Origin of the sequence: Halomonas faecis (assembly GCF_010993975.1) — a bacterium.
GTDB lineage: Bacteria > Pseudomonadota > Gammaproteobacteria > Pseudomonadales > Halomonadaceae > Halomonas > Halomonas faecis.
The window spans coordinates 15364-31383 of the sequence record NZ_JAACZO010000052.1; the positions used below are offsets into that span (position 1 = coordinate 15364).

Consider the following 16020-nt stretch of genomic DNA (forward strand, 5'->3'; position numbering starts at 1 on the left):
GCTTTTTGTCGCTGGTGTCGGTCGGCGGTAATGTCGACGGCCTGCTAGGCTGGAATAAGAATAAGCTGAACCAGCCGGTGTTCGCGGTTGTCAGTTGGCAAGGGCCCCGGTTCGGGCGGTCTCCATGGGAGGACAGGGCATAATGAGCGCACGTGAAGGCAGTGTCCGTCACCGCCTGTTGCTGCTTCTCAGCGTGCTGTGCCTGGCGCTGGGCGGGTTCGCGGCCTGGCAGAGCCATGCCCAGCAGAATGAGCGTGTGGTTCTGGCGATGACCGTGGAGGGAGCCATCGGTCCGGCCACCAGCGACTACTTCAAGCGCGGTTTGGCGCGGGCCGCCGAGCGTGATGCCGAACTGGTGGTGGTGGAAATGGATACGCCGGGGGGCCTGGATGCCTCCATGCGTGACATGATCACCGCCATGCTCAACGCCAGCGTGCCCGTGGCGATCTACGTCTCGCCAAGCGGCGCGCGGGCTGCCAGCGCCGGAACCTACCTGCTCTATGGCAGCCATGTGGCAGCCATGGCGCCAGCCACGCATCTCGGCTCGGCGACGCCGGTGCAGATGGGCGGCGGTGGCTTGCCCGGCCTGGGAGGCGGTGAGGAGGAGGGTGGCGACGAATCCACCGAGGATCAACCGGCGAACGGCAACGACGAGGCTGCCGAGCCGGAAGGCGGTGATGCGGCCGAAGACCAACCCCGCCGCGGTGAGACGGCCATGGAGCGCAAGGTGCTGGAAGACGCCGTCTCCTACATCCGCTCGCTGGCCGAACGCCACGGTCGCAATGCCGACTGGGCCGAGGAAGCGGTGCGCGAGGCGGTCAACCTCACCGCCAGCGAGGCGCTGGAGAGAAACGTCATCGATGTGGTGGCCCGCGACATCGACGATCTGCTCGAACGGATCGACGGCCGCACGGTGGTGATGGAGCGCGGCGAGCGCACGCTGGATACCGCCGGGCTGACGCTCGAGCGCTTCGATCCCGACTGGCGCACCCAACTGCTGTCGGTGATCACCAACCCCAACGTCGCCTATTTCCTAATGATCATCGGCTTCTACGGGTTGATCTTCGAGCTGTCCAATCCGGGCAGTCTGGTGCCCGGCACCATCGGCATCATCTGCCTGCTGCTGGCGCTGTTCGCCTTCCAGGTGCTGCCGGTCAACTATGCCGGGCTGGCGCTGATCCTGGTGGGGCTGGCGCTGATCGTCGGCGAAGCACTGATGCCTAGTTTCGGCATTCTCGGCATCGGCGGCATCGCTGCCTTCGTGTTCGGATCGGTGATACTGATGGACGCAGACAACTTGAGCATTTCTCTGCCGCTGATCGGCGGCGTGGCGCTGCTGGCAGCCGGTCTGATGCTGTGGGCGGTCACCCGCTTCGTCGGGCTGCGGCGCCGGCCGGTACGCACTGGGCAGGAGGAGCTGGCAGACAGCGAGGCCACGGTCCTGGAGGATTTCGAGGGCCAGGGCCACGTGCGCCTGCACGGTGAGCGGTGGAACGCCCGCAGCGCTCATCCGTTGCGACGGGGCCAGGTCGTGCGGGTAGTGCGCATCAACGGCCTCACCGTCGATGTCGAACCCGTGGATGACGCCGAGCGTCGTGCCGATGAGTGATCGACGCCGGGTTAGCCCACTGGACCGACCGTTCATGATTCACAGGGAGACGCAGCCATGATGATTTCCTATCTCGTTCCCGTCGTACTGCTCGTCATGCTGATTGCGGCATCGATCCGCATTCTGCCCGAGTACAAGCGCGGCGTGGTGTTCTTTCTCGGTCGCTTTCAGGCGGTGAAAGGGCCGGGGCTGATCATCGTCATTCCCGGCATCCAGAAGATGGAAGTGGTCGACCTGCGGGTGATCACCATGGACGTGCCGGAGCAGGACGTGATCTCTCAGGACAACGTCACCGTCAAGGTCAATGCGGTGATCTACTTCCGCGTGGTGGATCCGGAGAAAGCCATCATCCAGGTGGAACACTTCGTCAATGCCACCAGCCAGCTGGCGCAGACCACGCTGCGTTCGGTGCTCGGCAAGCACGACCTCGACGAGATGCTCTCCGAGCGCGACAAGCTCAACGACGACATTCAGGAGATCATCGACGCCTCGGCGGAGGGCTGGGGCATCAAGGTGGCCAACGTGGAGATCAAGCACGTCGACCTCGACGAAAGCATGATCCGTGCCATCGCTCGCCAGGCCGAGGCCGAGCGTGAACGGCGTGCCAAGGTGATCCACGCCGAGGGCGAGCTGCAGGCCTCGAAGAAGCTGGTCGAGGCGGCCAACGTCATGTCCGAGAACTCCGCCGCGTTGCAGCTGCGCTACCTGCAGACGATGAGCGACATGAGCAACAAGAATGCGTCCACCATCGTCGTTCCGCTGCCCATCGATCTGATGGAAGCATTCCGCGATATGCGTGCCGGCAAGGTTGGCAAGCCGTCACCCAAGGCGAGTGATAACGATGCCTGATGGGCAGCGTGCCCATGTTCTGGCACTCTGAGGCGACTCACCGGCATACGAGGTCGCCTTGACGCACTGGTTATCGCACCGCCAGCAGGGTCTGCTGATGACCGGCGGCGGTGCCCTGATCATTTCTCCCGACGCTCTGCTGATCAAGGTGATCGGCCTGCCCGATGCCGAGATTCTAGTATGGCGTGGCCTGCTCACTGCGCTGGGCTTCATCGCCATCGTGATGATGCGCAACGGAGCCCAGACCCTGGCCGCCTACCGGCGCTGCGGCTGGACCGGCATCGGCGTGGCGCTGCTGTTCAGCGCCTCCACCTTCGGCTTCGTGCTCGGCAACCAGTACACCAAGGGTGGCAACGTGCTGATGATCCTGGCCGGGGCACCGCTGATCGCCGCGCTGCTGTCGCGCCTGTTTCTTCACGAACGTCTGCCCCGGCGCACCTGGCTGGCCATCGGGCTGTGTCTGCTGGGTACCTCACTGATCGTGCTCGACGACGCCGGTACCGGCTCGTGGATCGGCAACGCCTTCGCTCTGCTGGCAGCCACCGGCCTGGCCGCCAACTTCACCCTGTGCCGCACGCGGCCGGGCATCGACATGAGCCCCATGCTGACCCTTTCCGGCCTGATCGTGGCGTGCGTGGCGGCGGCGTTCGGCAGCCTGACCGGTGGTTTGCAGCTCCCCCCGGCCGACAGCCTGATATGGCTGGTGCTGCTGTGTCTCGTGCTGCTGCCGCTGGGCTTCACGCTGATTCAGCGTGGGCCGCTTTACTTGCCGGCGGCCGAAGTGGGGCTGCTGATGCTGCTCGAGGTGGTGGTGGGTACGCTGTGGGTATGGTGGCTGCTCGGTGAGCGCCCGGCGCCCATCGCCTTCGTCGGTGGCGCTCTGGTGCTCGGCACGCTCGTTGCCAAGGGGCTCTACGAGCGCCGTCTGGAACGCCGGCTGCGCCAGGGTGCGCCGCAGCACGATCTTTGCTAGACTCTCGCGCTCTTGTCGGGAGCGGAGCTTAGACTTTCGTCCATACCCGCTTCGCCATGACTGAGCAAGGGATTCTTTTTCTCGTGACGATACCTTCCGCCGGGCTGGCCACGCCGCCCTAGCGCACCCTCCTCTTCTTCGCCTTGCGACGCCACGCCGGTGTCGGAATCAGGCATTACGTCGTCGCTCCGGTTGCCATGTCCTTGGCTGACCGGCGCTTCGTTGACGCTGATCTTGGGCTGGCACGCTCGCGACATGGCGCCGACCTTGCAAGACACGATAACCACCCCTGACTGGACCGCAGCATGTACGAAAAAATGAAACTGAGTTGGTTCTCCAACCTCAAGGGCGACACCCTGTCGGGCATCGTCGTCGCTCTGGCGTTGATTCCCGAGGCGATCGCCTTCTCGATCATCGCCGGCGTCGATCCCAAGGTCGGCCTCTACGCGTCTTTTGCGATCTGCGTGATCATCGCCTTCACCGGGGGACGTTCCGGGATGATCTCGGCGGCTACCGGCGCCATGGCGCTGCTGATGGTCACCCTGGTCAAGGAGCATGGTCTCGAGTATCTGCTGGCCGCCACGTTGCTCACCGGCGTCTTCCAGATCATCGCCGGGTATCTCAAGCTCGCCGATCTGATGCGCTTCGTATCGCGCTCGGTGGTCACGGGCTTCGTCAATGCGCTCGCCATTCTCATCTTCATGGCTCAACTGCCGGAATTGACTGGCGTCACCTGGCACGTTTACGCCATGACGCTGGCCGGCCTGGCGATCATTTACGGCTTCCCCTACGTGCCGGTGATCGGCAAGTCGATTCCCTCGCCGCTGGTGTGCATCGTGGTGCTCACCGGCGTCTACATGGCCACCGGCATGGAGATCAGAAGCGTCGGCGACATGGGCGAGCTGCCCGACAGCCTGCCGGTCTTCCTGTGGCCGGAAGTGCCGCTCAATCTCGAGACGTTGATGATCATTCTGCCCTACTCGCTGATGCTCACGGTGGTGGGGCTGCTGGAATCGATGATGACCGCGACCATCATCGACGATCTGACCGACACCAAGAGCGACAAGAACCGTGAGTGCAAGGGCCAGGGCATTGCCAACATCGGCGCCGGTCTGCTGGGCGGCATGGCGGGCTGCGCGATGATCGGCCAGTCGGTGATCAACATCAAGTCGGGCGGTCGGCGGCGGCTGTCGACGCTGATTGCCGGCGTGGCACTGCTGCTGATGGTGGTCTTCCTGGCCGATTGGGTGTCGCAGATTCCCATGGCGGCGCTGGTGGCGGTGATGATCATGGTCTCCATCGGCACCTTCAGCTGGAGCTCCGTCAAGGATCTCAAGAAGCATCCGATGAGCACCAATCTGGTGATGCTGGCTACGGTGGTGGTCACCGTGGGCACCCACAACCTGGCCATCGGCGTCTTCGTCGGCGTGCTGCTGGCGGCCATGTTCTTCGCCAACAAGGTGGGCAACATCCTCTACATCGGCAGTGAGGAAGCCGAAGAGGGCAGCCGTCGCATTTACACGGTGGTGGGGCAGGTGTTCTTCGCCTCCTCCGAGCGTTTCGGCGCCGCCTTCGACTTCAAGGAGTCCGTCGAGACCGTCACCATCGACCTGTCGCGGGCGCACTTCTGGGATATCACCGCCGTGCAGGCGCTGGACCGCGTGGTGATCAAGTTCCGCCGGGAAGGTACCGAGGTGGACATGATCGGTCTCAACGAGGCCAGTGCTACCATCGTCGACCGCTATGCGGTGCATGACGACCCCGAGGCCGTCGAAAAGCTGATGGGAGGTCACTGACATGACGGAACAGGTAATGGCCGCCATCGACGGCTCGCAGTTTTCCGAAGGGGTATGCGACTACGCGGCCTGGGCCAGCCTGGCGCTCGACGCGCCGCTGACCTTCCTGCACGTGGTCGACAACCACCCCCAGACCGCTGAAGCGGATCTTTCTGGCAACATCGGCCTGGGTTCGCGGGAGCACTTGCTGGAAGAGCTGGCGAGCCTCGACGAGCGGCGCGCCAAGGTGGCCCAGGAGCAGGGCCGGCTGATGCTCAAGGCGGCCAAGGAGCGGGCCGTGGCGGACGGCGTGGCGTCGCCCGCCACCCGTCAGCGCAACGGCACGCTGGTGGAGACTCTCGAAGAGCTCGAGCGCGAGACTCGCCTGCTGGTGGTGGGCAAGCGCGGCGAGACGGCTCACCAGGCCAGCGAGCACCTGGGCTCCAACCTGGAACGGGTGGTGCGGACCCTGCACCGGCCGATCCTCATGGTGTCGGAGACGTTCCATCGGCCCGAACGGGCGATGATCGCCTTCGACGGCAGCAAGACCACCCGCAAGGGGGTGGAGATGCTGGCGAAAAGCCCGCTGTTTGCGGGGATCGCGGTGCACGTGGTGATCGTCGGTGCCGAGACCGGCGACAACCGCTCGCAGCTCGACTGGGCGCTGGCCACGTTGAGGGAGGCGGGTCACGACGCCGAAGGGGCGATTCGCGCCGGTGAGGTGGAAGCCACGCTGCGCGGCTACCAGGCGGAGCACGGCATCGACCTGCTGGTGATGGGCGCCTACGGTCACTCGCGAATTCGCCACCTGCTGGTGGGCAGCACCACCACGGCGATGCTGCGCCAGACCGAGCAGCCGGTACTGTTGCTGCGGTAAGTTCGTCCGTGGCCGGCGGCGGCATGCCGCCAACGCTCCTAGACGTCGTCTGCAAGACTCGGAAGCAGGCGCAGAAAATCTACGCGGCGCTCGATGGTGGATTCGAGCGCCTGCAACTACTGGGGGAGAGAGTCTTGCCTTCGGCCAGCGTATCATCGTCTGCACGTCACTCAGGGCCAGGGGCCTGGAATTCGATCCCATCCACTCAACTTCGACGAGGTACCACGGTGAGTCAAACGATAGCGGTATTGAAAGGCGACGGCATCGGCCCGGAAATCATGGACGCCACGCTGCGCGTGCTCGATGCGCTGGATTGCGGTCTGACCTATGAATTCTTCGACGCCGGCCTGACCGCTCTGGAGAATCACGGCACGCTGATTCCGGATGAGACGCTGGCGGCGATCGAAAAACACCGCGTTGCCCTGAAGGGGCCGCTGACCACCCCGGTCGGCAAGGGCTTCTCCTCGATCAACGTGCAGCTACGCCGCCACTTCGACCTCTACGCCAATGTGCGCCCGGCGATCAGCTTCCCCGGCACCCGTTCGCGCTACGACGACATCGACTTGATCACGGTGCGCGAGAATACCGAGGGCGCTTATCTCTCCGAAGGGCAGAGCGTCACCGACGATGGCGATACCGCGCTGTCCACCATCCGCGTCACCCGCCAGGGTTCCGAGCGCATCGTCCGCTATGCCTTCGAGCTGGCACGGCAGCGTGGCCGCAAGAAGGTCACCGCCGTGCACAAGGCCAACATCATCAAGACCAGCTCGGGGCTGTTCCTCGACGTAGCCCGCGAGGTGGCCGGCGACTATCCCGAGATCGAATTCCAGGAGATGATCGTCGACAACGCCTGCATGCAGCTGGTGATGAACCCCCAGCAGTTCGACGTCATCGTCACCACCAACCTGTTCGGCGACATCCTCTCCGACCTGTGCGCAGGACTGGTGGGCGGCCTGGGGCTGGCGCCGGGTGCCAACATCGGTGCCGATGCCGCCATCTTCGAGGCGGTCCATGGCTCGGCACCCGACATCGCCGGCAGAAAGATCGCCAACCCCTGCGCCTTGCTGCTGGCGGCAGCCGACATGCTCGACCACCTGGGCATGGTGGACAAGGGCGCACGGATTCGCGGTGCCATCCGCGAAGTGCTGGACTCGGCCCGCGACCAGGTGACCCCGGACATGGGCGGCAGCGGTACCACCGATACCTTCGCCGATGCCCTGGTGGCTCGCCTGCAGCACTAATCGGTTCCGCCCCGGGGTTCGTTGATCCATGTCCTAGGCAAGCTCACCCCGATGCGGTAGAAACCCAAGGGTGACACATCGCGATAACACGCAACGCCAGCCAGGACAGCACTCCATGACAGAACAGGTAATGGCCGCCATCGACGGCTCGCAGTTTTCCGAAGGGGTATGCGACTACGCGGCCTGGGCCAGCCTGGCGCTCGAGGCGCCGCTGACCTTCCTGCACGTGGTCGACAACCACCCCCAGACCGCCGAGGCGGATCTTTCCGGCAACATCGGCCTGGGCTCGCGGGAGCATCTGCTGGAAGAGCTGGCGAGCCTCGACGAGCGGCGCGCCAAGGTGGCCCAGGAGCAGGGCCGGCTGATGCTCAAGGCGGCCAAGGAGCGGGCCGTGGCGGACGGCGTGGCGTCGCCCGCCACCCGTCAGCGCAACGGCACGCTGGTGGAGACCCTCGAAGAGCTCGAGCGCGAGACTCGCCTGCTGGTGGTGGGCAAGCGCGGCGAGACGGCTCACCAGGCCAGCGAGCACCTGGGCTCCAACCTGGAACGGGTGGTGCGGACCCTGCACCGGCCGATCCTCATGGTGCCGGAGACGTTTCGGCGGCCCGAACGGGTGATGATCGCCTTCGACGGCAGCAAGACCACCCGCAAGGGGGTGGAGATGCTGGCCAAGAGTCCGCTGTTTGCGGGGATCGCGGTGCACGTGGTGATCGTCGGCGCCGAGACCGGCGACAACCGCTCGCAGCTCGACTGGGCGCTGGCCACGCTGCGCGAAGCCGGTCATGACGCCGAAGGGGCGATCCGTGCCGGCGAGGTGGAAGCCACGCTGCGCGGCTATCAGGCGGAGCACGACATCGACCTGCTGGTGATGGGCGCCTATGGCCACTCGCGGATTCGTCATCTGCTGGTGGGCAGCACCACCACGGCGATGCTGCGCAGGGCCAGCGTGCCGGTGCTGCTGTTGCGTTGAGTGGAGAGTGGATGTAGCGGCTTGCCGGTCGTTGGGGCGGTAATGGCCGGCCTGATCATGGAGTTTGTCAGGAGGTTTGGGATACCAGCTTAGGGGGGGGCTTAGTCGCTACGGCCGCAGGAGTATAGTCTGAGCTGGGCTCAAGGACAGGTCTCGCCGAGCACCAGCTCGGTGTGCAGCAGCTGCGATTCGGCGGGAGCCAGGCCAAGGATCATGCGCGCCGCGATGCGTCCTTTTTCGGTGCTGTCCTGACGCACCGTGGTCAGCCGCGGTGCGCGATATTGACCCTCGGCGATGCCGTCGAAGCCGGTGATGCGCAGGTCTTCAGGGAGGCGTAGACCGCGTGCCTCAGCGAGCATCAGGGCCGTCAGGGCGATGCGGTCGGACATGCACAGCAACAGGTCCGGCCGCTCGTCGTCGGGCAGGTCGAGGATATCCTCGATCACCGGGGCACACACCTCGTGGGTGTTCTCTTCGATGTTCCACATCGGCACCTCGCCGGGCTCGATGCCGTGGTTGGCGAAGGCCCGGTAGAAGCCGTCCAGCCGGGCGCGGGTGATGGTGCGATTCGCTGGCAGCAGGGTCTGCTCCGGCCCGATACGGCCGTTGCAGGGTTGTTCGGTGAGTCGCAGGTTGATCACCGCGGGGCGCTTCGGCGGGGTCGCCAGGGCATGATCGGCGATGGCGTAGGCTGCCGGTTCGTTGTCTACGTGGATGCAGGCGTGGTGCTCGATATCGAAGTCCACCGCGACCAGGGGGCGCTGGGCAGGCAGATCGGCGAGCAGCGCGAGACTCGGCATCAGCCCGTAGACGATGTAACCATCGGCGATGCTTGCTGAGCCCGGCACCCTGGCGGGCGACTGGCGTCCTGAGAGCAGCAGCAGGGTATGGCCCTGGGTGTCCAGCACCTCGGCGATGCCCGATAGCAGCTCGCTGGCCACGGGGTCGTTGAGGCTGTAGGTGAGGCTCTCGGCGAGGATGACCGCGATGATCTGCGAGCGACCGGTACGCAGACTGCGAGCCTTGGCGTCGGGGCCGTGGTAGCGAAGCCGCTGGGCCTCGGTGAGGATGCGCTCGCGCAAAGCGGGTGAGAGTTGATCCGGACGGTTGAAGGCATTGGAGACAGTCGCCGTGGAGACGCCGAGTTCGCGGGCCAGATCCTTGAGGGTGATGTGACGAGAGGGAGGCACGGGGCGACTCCGATGAACTATAACGATTCAGTTAGCCGCCTAGCATAGCGCGTCCGGCAGTGAGCTGCCAGTGCGGCCGGAGCAGCCGCACGACCGTGGCGACTCAGCCTGCGAGCAGCCAGGCGGCCTGGTCGGGTGTCAGGTGGAGTACGCGTCCCTCACGCCGTGGTGCGGCCATGCCGGGCCGCATACCAACCGGGTCGATGGTCGCGTTCCCCTCCCGGCCCGGGTGGGCTGGGAGGTGGACCGCGCCGTAGCGTTCAGGCGGCCCTGGACCGTTTGGCGATGCCCAGTGCCCGGTCGTGCGCGTCGAACAAGTGGACGTGCTCGAGATCGGGCACCAACGCGACCCGCTGGCCGATGCTCCAGTGGCTGGGGGCCTCGCTACGATGGATCAGTAGGGTGTCGCCGGCCTTGGGCTCGAGGTAGACGTAGACCTCGTTGCCGAGGTACTCGACGTTGACGATCTCGAAGCGGTTATCACCTTCGGCCTCGGCCAGGCGCAGATGCTCGGGGCGCACACCCAGCGACAGCTTGTCACCGGCACCTTGGCCGTTGGCCTCCTGAGGCAGGGCCAGCTCGCCCAGTCCCGGCGCGCTGACCCGACACCCCTCGGCATCGCTACCAAGCAATTCGGCCGGCATGAAGTTCATGGTCGGCGAGCCGATGAAACCGGCCACGAAGCGCGTCGCCGGGCGCTGGTAGAGTTCCTGCGGGCTGCCCACCTGCTCCACCTCTCCGGCGTTGAGCACCACGATCTTGTCGGCCAGGGTCATGGCCTCGACCTGGTCGTGGGTGACGTAGACCATGGTCGAGCCCAGGCGGTGGTGCAGGCGGGCGATCTCGTTGCGCATCTGCACGCGCAGCGAGGCGTCGAGGTTAGAGAGTGGCTCGTCGAACAGCAGAATGCGGGGCTCACGGGCCATGGCGCGCCCCATGGCCACGCGCTGGCGCTGGCCGCCGGAGAGTGCCTTGGGCTTGCGGTGCAGCAGGTCTTCGAGTTGCAGGATGCGCGCCGTGGCCATCACCCGCTCCTTGATGGTCTCGCTGCCTTCCTTGGCCAGCTTGAGGCCGAAGGCCATGTTTTCGTAGACCGTCATGTGCGGATAGAGGGCGTAGGACTGGAAGACCATGCCCACACCGCGCTCGCGGGGCGGCAGGTCGTTGACCACGTCGCCGGCGATGCGCAGCTCACCGTCGGTGATCGACTCCAGGCCGGCGATCAGCCGCAGCAGGGTCGACTTGCCGCAGCCGGAGGGGCCGACGAAGACCACGAACTCGCCGTCGCCGATGCTGAGGTCGATGCCCTTGATGATGTGGTCGCGACCGAAGACCTTGTTGATCTTGTTCAGGGTTACGCTTGCCATTGTCTTGACTCCTTGCCGGCTCCCGGTGCTGGGATTACTCGTCGAGGACCGGCGTGTTGTTGTGTCGTAGGCAAATGTCGGTGACGTGTCAGCCCAACCGATAGAAGGCCGCCTGGTAGGCCGGCAGGCGCAAGGTGTCGCCGTCGAGATCGACGCTGAAGCCATGCCCCTCGAGGGCCCTGTTCGCCGTCATCGGCAGCGGGGTCTCATGGACTTGGCCGGTGAGATTGAACACGCAGAGGATCTTCTCGTCGGCCGTCTCGCGGATGAAACCGAGCAGCGCGCTGCCGACGTCGACCAGGGTGAGGTCGCCGTCGATCAGTGCTGGATGAGCGGCCCGGAAGGCCAGCAGCCGACGCGTGGCGTTGAGGACTGAGGTTGAGTCGTTCTGCTGGCGCGACACGGCCAGGGCCAGGTGGTGCTCGTCCACCGGTAGCCAGGGGTCCACGCCCGGAGCGGTGAAGCCGGCGTTCTGGTTCGGCTCCCAGGGCATGGGGGTACGGCAGCCGTCGCGGCCCTTGAACTCCGGCCACAGTACCTTGCCGTAGGGGTCCTGGAGGTGGGCGAAGGGCACCTCGGCCTCGGGCAGACCCAACTCCTCGCCCTGGTAGACGCAGACGCTGCCGCGCAGCGAGAAGAGCATGGCCAGGGCCACCTTGGAATAGGCGACGGGATCCTCTCCAGAGCCCCAGCGGGTGGCACATCTCACCACGTCGTGGTTGGAGAGCGCCCAGCAGGGCCAGGCATCGCCGGCCAGGCGCTGGAAGCGCTCGATCACCTCACGGATGTAGGCCGGCGAATGGGGGTCGTTGAGCAGGTCGAAGGTGTAGGCCATGTGTAGCTTGTCGCCGCCGGCGGTGTACTCGGCCATGCGCGCCAGCGGCTCATCGTCGCCGATCTCGCCCACTGTGGTGGTGCCGGGAAACGCGTCCATCAGGGCTCGCAGGTCGCGCAGAAAGTCGAGGTTCTCCGGACGGCTCAGGTCATAGACGTGGCGCTGCCAGGTATAGGGGTTGCTGTCTGGGGCACCCAGCGTCTTGTCGGCATCGGCCGGTACCGGCGGGTTGTCACGTAACTCGGGGTCGTGGAAGTAGAAGTTGACCGTGTCCAGGCGGAAACCGTCGACGCCGAGCTCCAACCAGAAGCGCATATTGTCCAGTTGTGCCTGACGCACTTCCGGGTTGTGGAAATTGAGATCCGGCTGGCTGCTCAGGAAGTTGTGCAGATAGTACTGGCGCCGCCGGGAGTCGAAGGTCCAGGCCGGCCCGCCGAATATCGACAGCCAGTTGTTGGGCGGCGTACCGTCGGGTCTGGGGTCGGCCCACACGTACCAGTCGGCCTTGGGATTGTCGCGACTCTGGCGGCTTTGCTCAAACCAGGGATGGGCATCCGCAGTATGGCTGATCACCTGATCGATGATCACCTTCAGTCCCAGGGCGTGGGCCCGGTCCAGCAGGGCCTTGAAGTCGGCCAGGGTGCCGAACATCGGATCGACGTCGCGGTAATCGCTCACGTCGTAGCCGAAATCCTTCATCGGCGAGGTGAAGAAGGGCGACAGCCAGATGCCGTCCACGCCGAGGCTCGCCACGTAATCGAGTTTCTCGGTAATCCCCGGCAGGTCGCCGATGCCATCGCCGTTGGCGTCCATGAAGCTGCGCGGGTATATCTGGTAGATGACGCCGCCGCGCCACCAGGTCAGGTTGTCTTGCATCTGGGTTTCCATGAATGACATGAGACGATTTATCCTTTCACTGCGCCAGCGGTGAGGCCGGAGACGATGCGCTTCTGAAAGATCATGACCAGCACCACCAGGGGCACGGTGACGGTCACCGAGGCGGCCATGATCGGCCCCCAGGGCAGCTCGTGTTGGCTGCCGCCGGAGATCAGGGCGATGGCCACCGGCACGGTGCGCTGGTCGTCGGAGAGGGTGAAGGTCAGGGCGAACAGGAACTCGTTCCAGGCGGCGATGAAGGCCAGCAGTCCGGTGGTCGCCATGGCGGGCCACATCAGCGGCAGGAATACCTTGGTGATGGTTACCCAAGGGGTGGCGCCATCCATGATCGCCGCCTCCTCGAGCTCCTGTGGCAGCTGCTTCATGAAGGTGGTCAGTACCCACACGGTGAAGGGCAGGGTGAAGATGGTGTAGCTGAGGATCAGTCCACCCGGGTTGTTGTACAGGTTCAGCGAGCGGATCACTTCGAACAACCCGGAAAGCACCGCGACTTGGGGGAACATCGATACGCCCAGCACCACCAGCATCACCGTGGTGCGGCCGCGGAAGCGGACCCGACCCAGTGCGTAGGAGGCGGTGATGCCGAGCAGCAGGGCGATGGCCACCACGCTGATCGAGACCAGGATGGAATTGAAGATGGCGCGCACGAAGCTGCTCTGGCTGAAGATCTGGGCGTAGTTGGAAAAGTCCAGCGAATCCAGCCAGTAGCTCACGCTGAACAGCTCGCTCGACGGCTTCAGCGAGGTGATCACGGCGTAGTAGAAGGGAAAGATGGCGTAGATCAGCACCACGGCCACCAGTACCCAGAAGCCGATACGGGTGGCGAGCTTGTTGAAGCGGCGTGAGGTCATGTCAGTCGCCTCCCAGTTGCAGTTGATTGCGGCCCAGATAGAGGTAGGCCACCGTGACCAGGGCGATGATCAGGAACAGCAGGGTCGAGGCGGCGCTGCCATAGCCGACATCCTGGAATTCCACCAACTGCTGGCGGGCGTAGATTGACATGGTCATGGTGCTGGAGGCGTTGGAAGTCAGCACGTAGATGACGTCGAACACGCGCAGGGCATCGAGTAGGCGGAAGATCACCGCCACCATCAGCGCCGGGGTGATCAACGGCAGGGTCACCTTGAAGAACACTCTGACCGGATGGATGCCGTCGACCTCGGCGGCTTCGAAGCAGTCCTTGGGCAGCATCTGCAGGGCCGCCAGGGCGAGCAGGGCGACGAAGGGGATGGTCTTCCAGACGTCGACCATGATCACCGCCCACATGGAGTAAGTAGTACTGGCTGTCCAGGCGATGGGCGAATCGATGAGGCCCAGGGCCATCAGCAGGTGGTTGATGATCCCGAACTGATCGTTGAGCATCCAGGCCCACATCTTGGCCGAGACGATGGTGGGAATCGCCCAGGGGATCAGCACCGCGGCGCGCACTAGCATGCGGCCCTTGAACTCAGCGTTGAGGATCAGCGCGACGATGACGCCGAAGACCACCTCCAGCGATACCGATACCACAGCGAAGAACAGCGTGTTCCACACCGAGCGCCACCATAGCGGGTCGGTAAGCAGGCCGTACCACTCGCCCTGGTCGTAGACCAGGTAGTTCTCCAGGCCGATGAAATTGGCCGCGCCGAGGGCCGACAAGGTGCCATCGGTGAGGCTGAAGTAGACGGTGCGCAGCAGCGGCCAGCCGGCCACCAGGGCCAGGGTGACGAGCATGGGAACGAGGAAGGTCCAGGCCGCGCGCACCCGCTGCCGGCGGACCTTGGTGCCGCGATAGGGGCGCGCCCTTTCGGGCGCACTCGGGGGCGTGGTGGTCGTCATGTCGGACTCCACGGTCATTTCCAACGGCGCTCGAGGCGGCGCATCTGGCCTTCCAGCTGCACGAGGGCATCGGAGGCGCTCATGTCCCCGGAGAGCACGGAGTGGGTCGTGTCGAAGAAGGCGTTGGAGACACGGCCGTAGCTGTCGCCGGTGACCGCCGAAGGACGCGCCACGGCGTTGGCGAAGGTATCGTAGAGGGTACCGAAGAAGGGTACCGCCGTGAGCACTTCCTCGTCCTCATACAGCGCCTCGAGGGTGGGGTTGTAAGAGCCCTCGATGGCGCGGCGTTTCTGCTCGGCCTCGCCGGTCAGGAACGCCACCAGGTCGGCGGCGAGTTCGGGGTCCTCGCTGTACTTGGAGACCGCCAGGTTCCAGCCGCCCAGAGTTGCGGCGCTCTCCCCATCCGGCCCATGCGGCAGCTTGACCACGCCGACCTTGTCGCGCACGTCGCTATCCTCGCTCTGGGCCAGCGACCAGGCGTAGGGCCAGTTGCGCATGAACACGGCGTTGCCGCTCTGGAAGATGCCGCGGGCCTCCTCCTCGGTGTAGTTGAGCACCCCCACGGGGCTGATGTCGTCGATCCAGGAGGCGGCCAGGTCCAGAGCTGCGGCGGCCCGCTCGTTGTTGATGGTGAGACTGCCATCATCGTCGACGATGGTGCCCCCGCCGTGGCTGGCCACCCACTCCAGGGCATTGGTGGTGAGTCCCTCGTAAGCGCGGCCCTGGAAGACGAAGCCCCACATTTTGGCGTTGCCGGCTTCGCGCTCGGCGGCCTGAATCTCGGCAGCGATCTCGGTGAGCTCCTCCCAAGTTTGGGGCGGCTGGTGGCCGTACTCCTCGAGGAGGTCTTTGCGGTAGTAGAGCACGCCGGCGTCGGTGAACCAGGGCATCGCCACCAGGCGGCCGTCGACGGTGTTGTTCTCGATGATGGCCGGGAAGTGGCCTTGGGTGGCGTCCGCGCCCAGCGTTTCGCTGAGGTCGAGCAGGTGGTTGGCCAGCAGGCCCGGCCACACCACGTCGATCTGCATCACGTCGATGTCGCCGGAGTTGGCGGAGAGGATCTGCTGGTAGAGCGACAGTCGCTCGGTGGAAGAGTTGGGAGTGGAGACGATGTCCACCTCGTGGCCGGTCTTCTCCTCCCAGGCGGCGACCCCCTCCTCGCAGAGCTCGAGTTCGGCGCCCACAGCGCCGCATGAGATGGTGATGTCGGCGGCCTGGCTGGCACCAGAGAGGGCAGTGCTGCCCAGAACGATAGCGGTGATCAGTGGCTTCTTGAGCATGGCGAGTTCCTCGTCGCGGCTTGTTGTTGTGGGATTTGAGGCAAGCGGGACTGTCCGCTCGGCACATGACTTAAACGATTAAGATTGTGGCGACAGTTAAGACTACGGACCGAGGCGCATCAACCTAGACTTTTGTCGCAATCGGCGCTTCGTTCAAGCAGACTTAAACGATTAAGACATTGGTCGAAAATATAGCGCCCCGCGTTGTCGCCTGAAGCTTAAACGATTAAGTTTTCTCTGCCGCGTCGTCCATCGGCGCATGGGCATGGGAGTTGGGCTTGCCGCCTCCATCGCCCGCTTGTGAGCAACGCCTTCGACAACAACAAAGGATGCATCATC

The 16020-nt window shown here is 64.8% G+C and carries 13 protein-coding genes; 7 read left to right on the plus strand and 6 right to left on the minus strand.

Annotation, left to right across the window (positions count from 1 at the left end):
- The first annotated feature begins 142 nt into the window (after positions 1-142).
- The 7 genes from GFD32_RS14660 (at position 143) to GFD32_RS14690 (ending at position 8294) form a co-directional block, all read left to right on the plus strand.
- On the plus strand, positions 143-1609 hold the full coding sequence (locus GFD32_RS14660) for an NfeD family protein (protein WP_163577349.1): 1467 nt from the start codon (positions 143-145) through the stop codon (positions 1607-1609).
- Between the two features lie 57 nt (positions 1610-1666).
- Complete coding sequence (locus GFD32_RS14665) at positions 1667-2458, plus strand: slipin family protein (RefSeq protein ID WP_163577350.1); 792 nt, start codon at positions 1667-1669, stop codon at positions 2456-2458.
- A 58-nt stretch (positions 2459-2516) separates the two neighbouring features.
- Entirely contained in the window at positions 2517-3431 is a 915-nt protein-coding gene (locus tag GFD32_RS14670) for a DMT family transporter (protein ID WP_205599147.1), read from the plus strand.
- A 305-nt stretch (positions 3432-3736) separates the two neighbouring features.
- Positions 3737-5227 carry a SulP family inorganic anion transporter gene (locus GFD32_RS14675; protein ID WP_163577351.1) on the plus strand — a complete coding sequence of 497 codons (1491 nt, stop codon included), beginning with the start codon at positions 3737-3739 and terminating at the stop codon, positions 5225-5227.
- A 1-nt stretch (position 5228) separates the two neighbouring features.
- Positions 5229-6083: a universal stress protein gene (locus GFD32_RS14680; protein WP_163577352.1), complete on the plus strand. Its 855-nt coding sequence runs from the start codon at positions 5229-5231 to the stop codon at positions 6081-6083.
- A 227-nt stretch (positions 6084-6310) separates the two neighbouring features.
- On the plus strand, positions 6311-7324 hold the full coding sequence (locus GFD32_RS14685; RefSeq protein ID WP_163577353.1) for an isocitrate dehydrogenase: 1014 nt from the start codon (positions 6311-6313) through the stop codon (positions 7322-7324).
- Positions 7325-7439: 115 nt separating this feature from the next.
- Positions 7440-8294, plus strand: a complete 855-nt coding sequence (locus tag GFD32_RS14690; protein WP_163577354.1) for a universal stress protein — start codon at positions 7440-7442, stop codon at positions 8292-8294.
- A 140-nt stretch (positions 8295-8434) separates the two neighbouring features.
- Here GFD32_RS14690 and GFD32_RS14695 read toward each other — a convergent pair whose 3' ends face one another.
- From GFD32_RS14695 to GFD32_RS14720, 6 genes are all read right to left on the minus strand, one after another.
- A complete protein-coding gene (locus GFD32_RS14695) occupies positions 8435-9484 on the minus strand; it encodes a LacI family DNA-binding transcriptional regulator (protein ID WP_240455672.1) in 1050 nt (349 codons plus the stop codon).
- Between the two features lie 260 nt (positions 9485-9744).
- A complete protein-coding gene (locus tag GFD32_RS14700) occupies positions 9745-10851 on the minus strand; it encodes an ABC transporter ATP-binding protein (RefSeq protein ID WP_163577355.1) in 1107 nt (368 codons plus the stop codon).
- 88 nt (positions 10852-10939) lie between these two features.
- Positions 10940-12562 (minus strand): alpha-glucosidase family protein, encoded by a 1623-nt coding sequence (locus GFD32_RS14705; RefSeq protein ID WP_163577554.1) that lies wholly within the window; start codon positions 12560-12562, stop codon positions 10940-10942.
- A gap of 29 nt (positions 12563-12591) precedes the next feature.
- The gene (locus tag GFD32_RS14710) at positions 12592-13434 is read right to left on the minus strand and encodes a carbohydrate ABC transporter permease (RefSeq protein ID WP_163577356.1); all 843 of its coding nucleotides are present in this window, start codon (positions 13432-13434) and stop codon (positions 12592-12594) included.
- 1 nt (position 13435) lies between these two features.
- Positions 13436-14401, minus strand: coding sequence for a carbohydrate ABC transporter permease (locus tag GFD32_RS14715; RefSeq protein WP_163577357.1), 966 nt, complete (start codon positions 14399-14401; stop codon positions 13436-13438).
- A 14-nt stretch (positions 14402-14415) separates the two neighbouring features.
- Positions 14416-15681, minus strand: coding sequence for an ABC transporter substrate-binding protein (locus tag GFD32_RS14720; RefSeq protein ID WP_163577358.1), 1266 nt, complete (start codon positions 15679-15681; stop codon positions 14416-14418).
- Positions 15682-16020 lie beyond the last annotated feature (339 nt).

Excerpts from the sequence above, each read along its gene's own strand:
- GFD32_RS14660 (WP_163577349.1), top strand. The coding sequence starts at position 143 with ATGAGCGCACGTGAAGGCAGTGTCCGTCACCGCCTGTTGCTGCTTCTC.
- GFD32_RS14665 (WP_163577350.1), top strand. The coding sequence starts at position 1,667 with ATGATGATTTCCTATCTCGTTCCCGTCGTACTGCTCGTCATGCTGATT.
- GFD32_RS14675 (WP_163577351.1), top strand. The coding sequence starts at position 3,737 with ATGTACGAAAAAATGAAACTGAGTTGGTTCTCCAACCTCAAGGGCGAC.
- GFD32_RS14680 (WP_163577352.1), top strand. The coding sequence starts at position 5,229 with ATGACGGAACAGGTAATGGCCGCCATCGACGGCTCGCAGTTTTCCGAA.
- GFD32_RS14690 (WP_163577354.1), top strand. The coding sequence starts at position 7,440 with ATGACAGAACAGGTAATGGCCGCCATCGACGGCTCGCAGTTTTCCGAA.
- GFD32_RS14700 (WP_163577355.1), bottom strand. The coding sequence starts at position 10,851 with ATGGCAAGCGTAACCCTGAACAAGATCAACAAGGTCTTCGGTCGCGAC.
- GFD32_RS14705 (WP_163577554.1), bottom strand. The coding sequence starts at position 12,562 with ATGCAAGACAACCTGACCTGGTGGCGCGGCGGCGTCATCTACCAGATA.
- GFD32_RS14710 (WP_163577356.1), bottom strand. The coding sequence starts at position 13,434 with ATGACCTCACGCCGCTTCAACAAGCTCGCCACCCGTATCGGCTTCTGG.
- GFD32_RS14715 (WP_163577357.1), bottom strand. The coding sequence starts at position 14,401 with ATGACGACCACCACGCCCCCGAGTGCGCCCGAAAGGGCGCGCCCCTAT.
- GFD32_RS14720 (WP_163577358.1), bottom strand. The coding sequence starts at position 15,681 with ATGCTCAAGAAGCCACTGATCACCGCTATCGTTCTGGGCAGCACTGCC.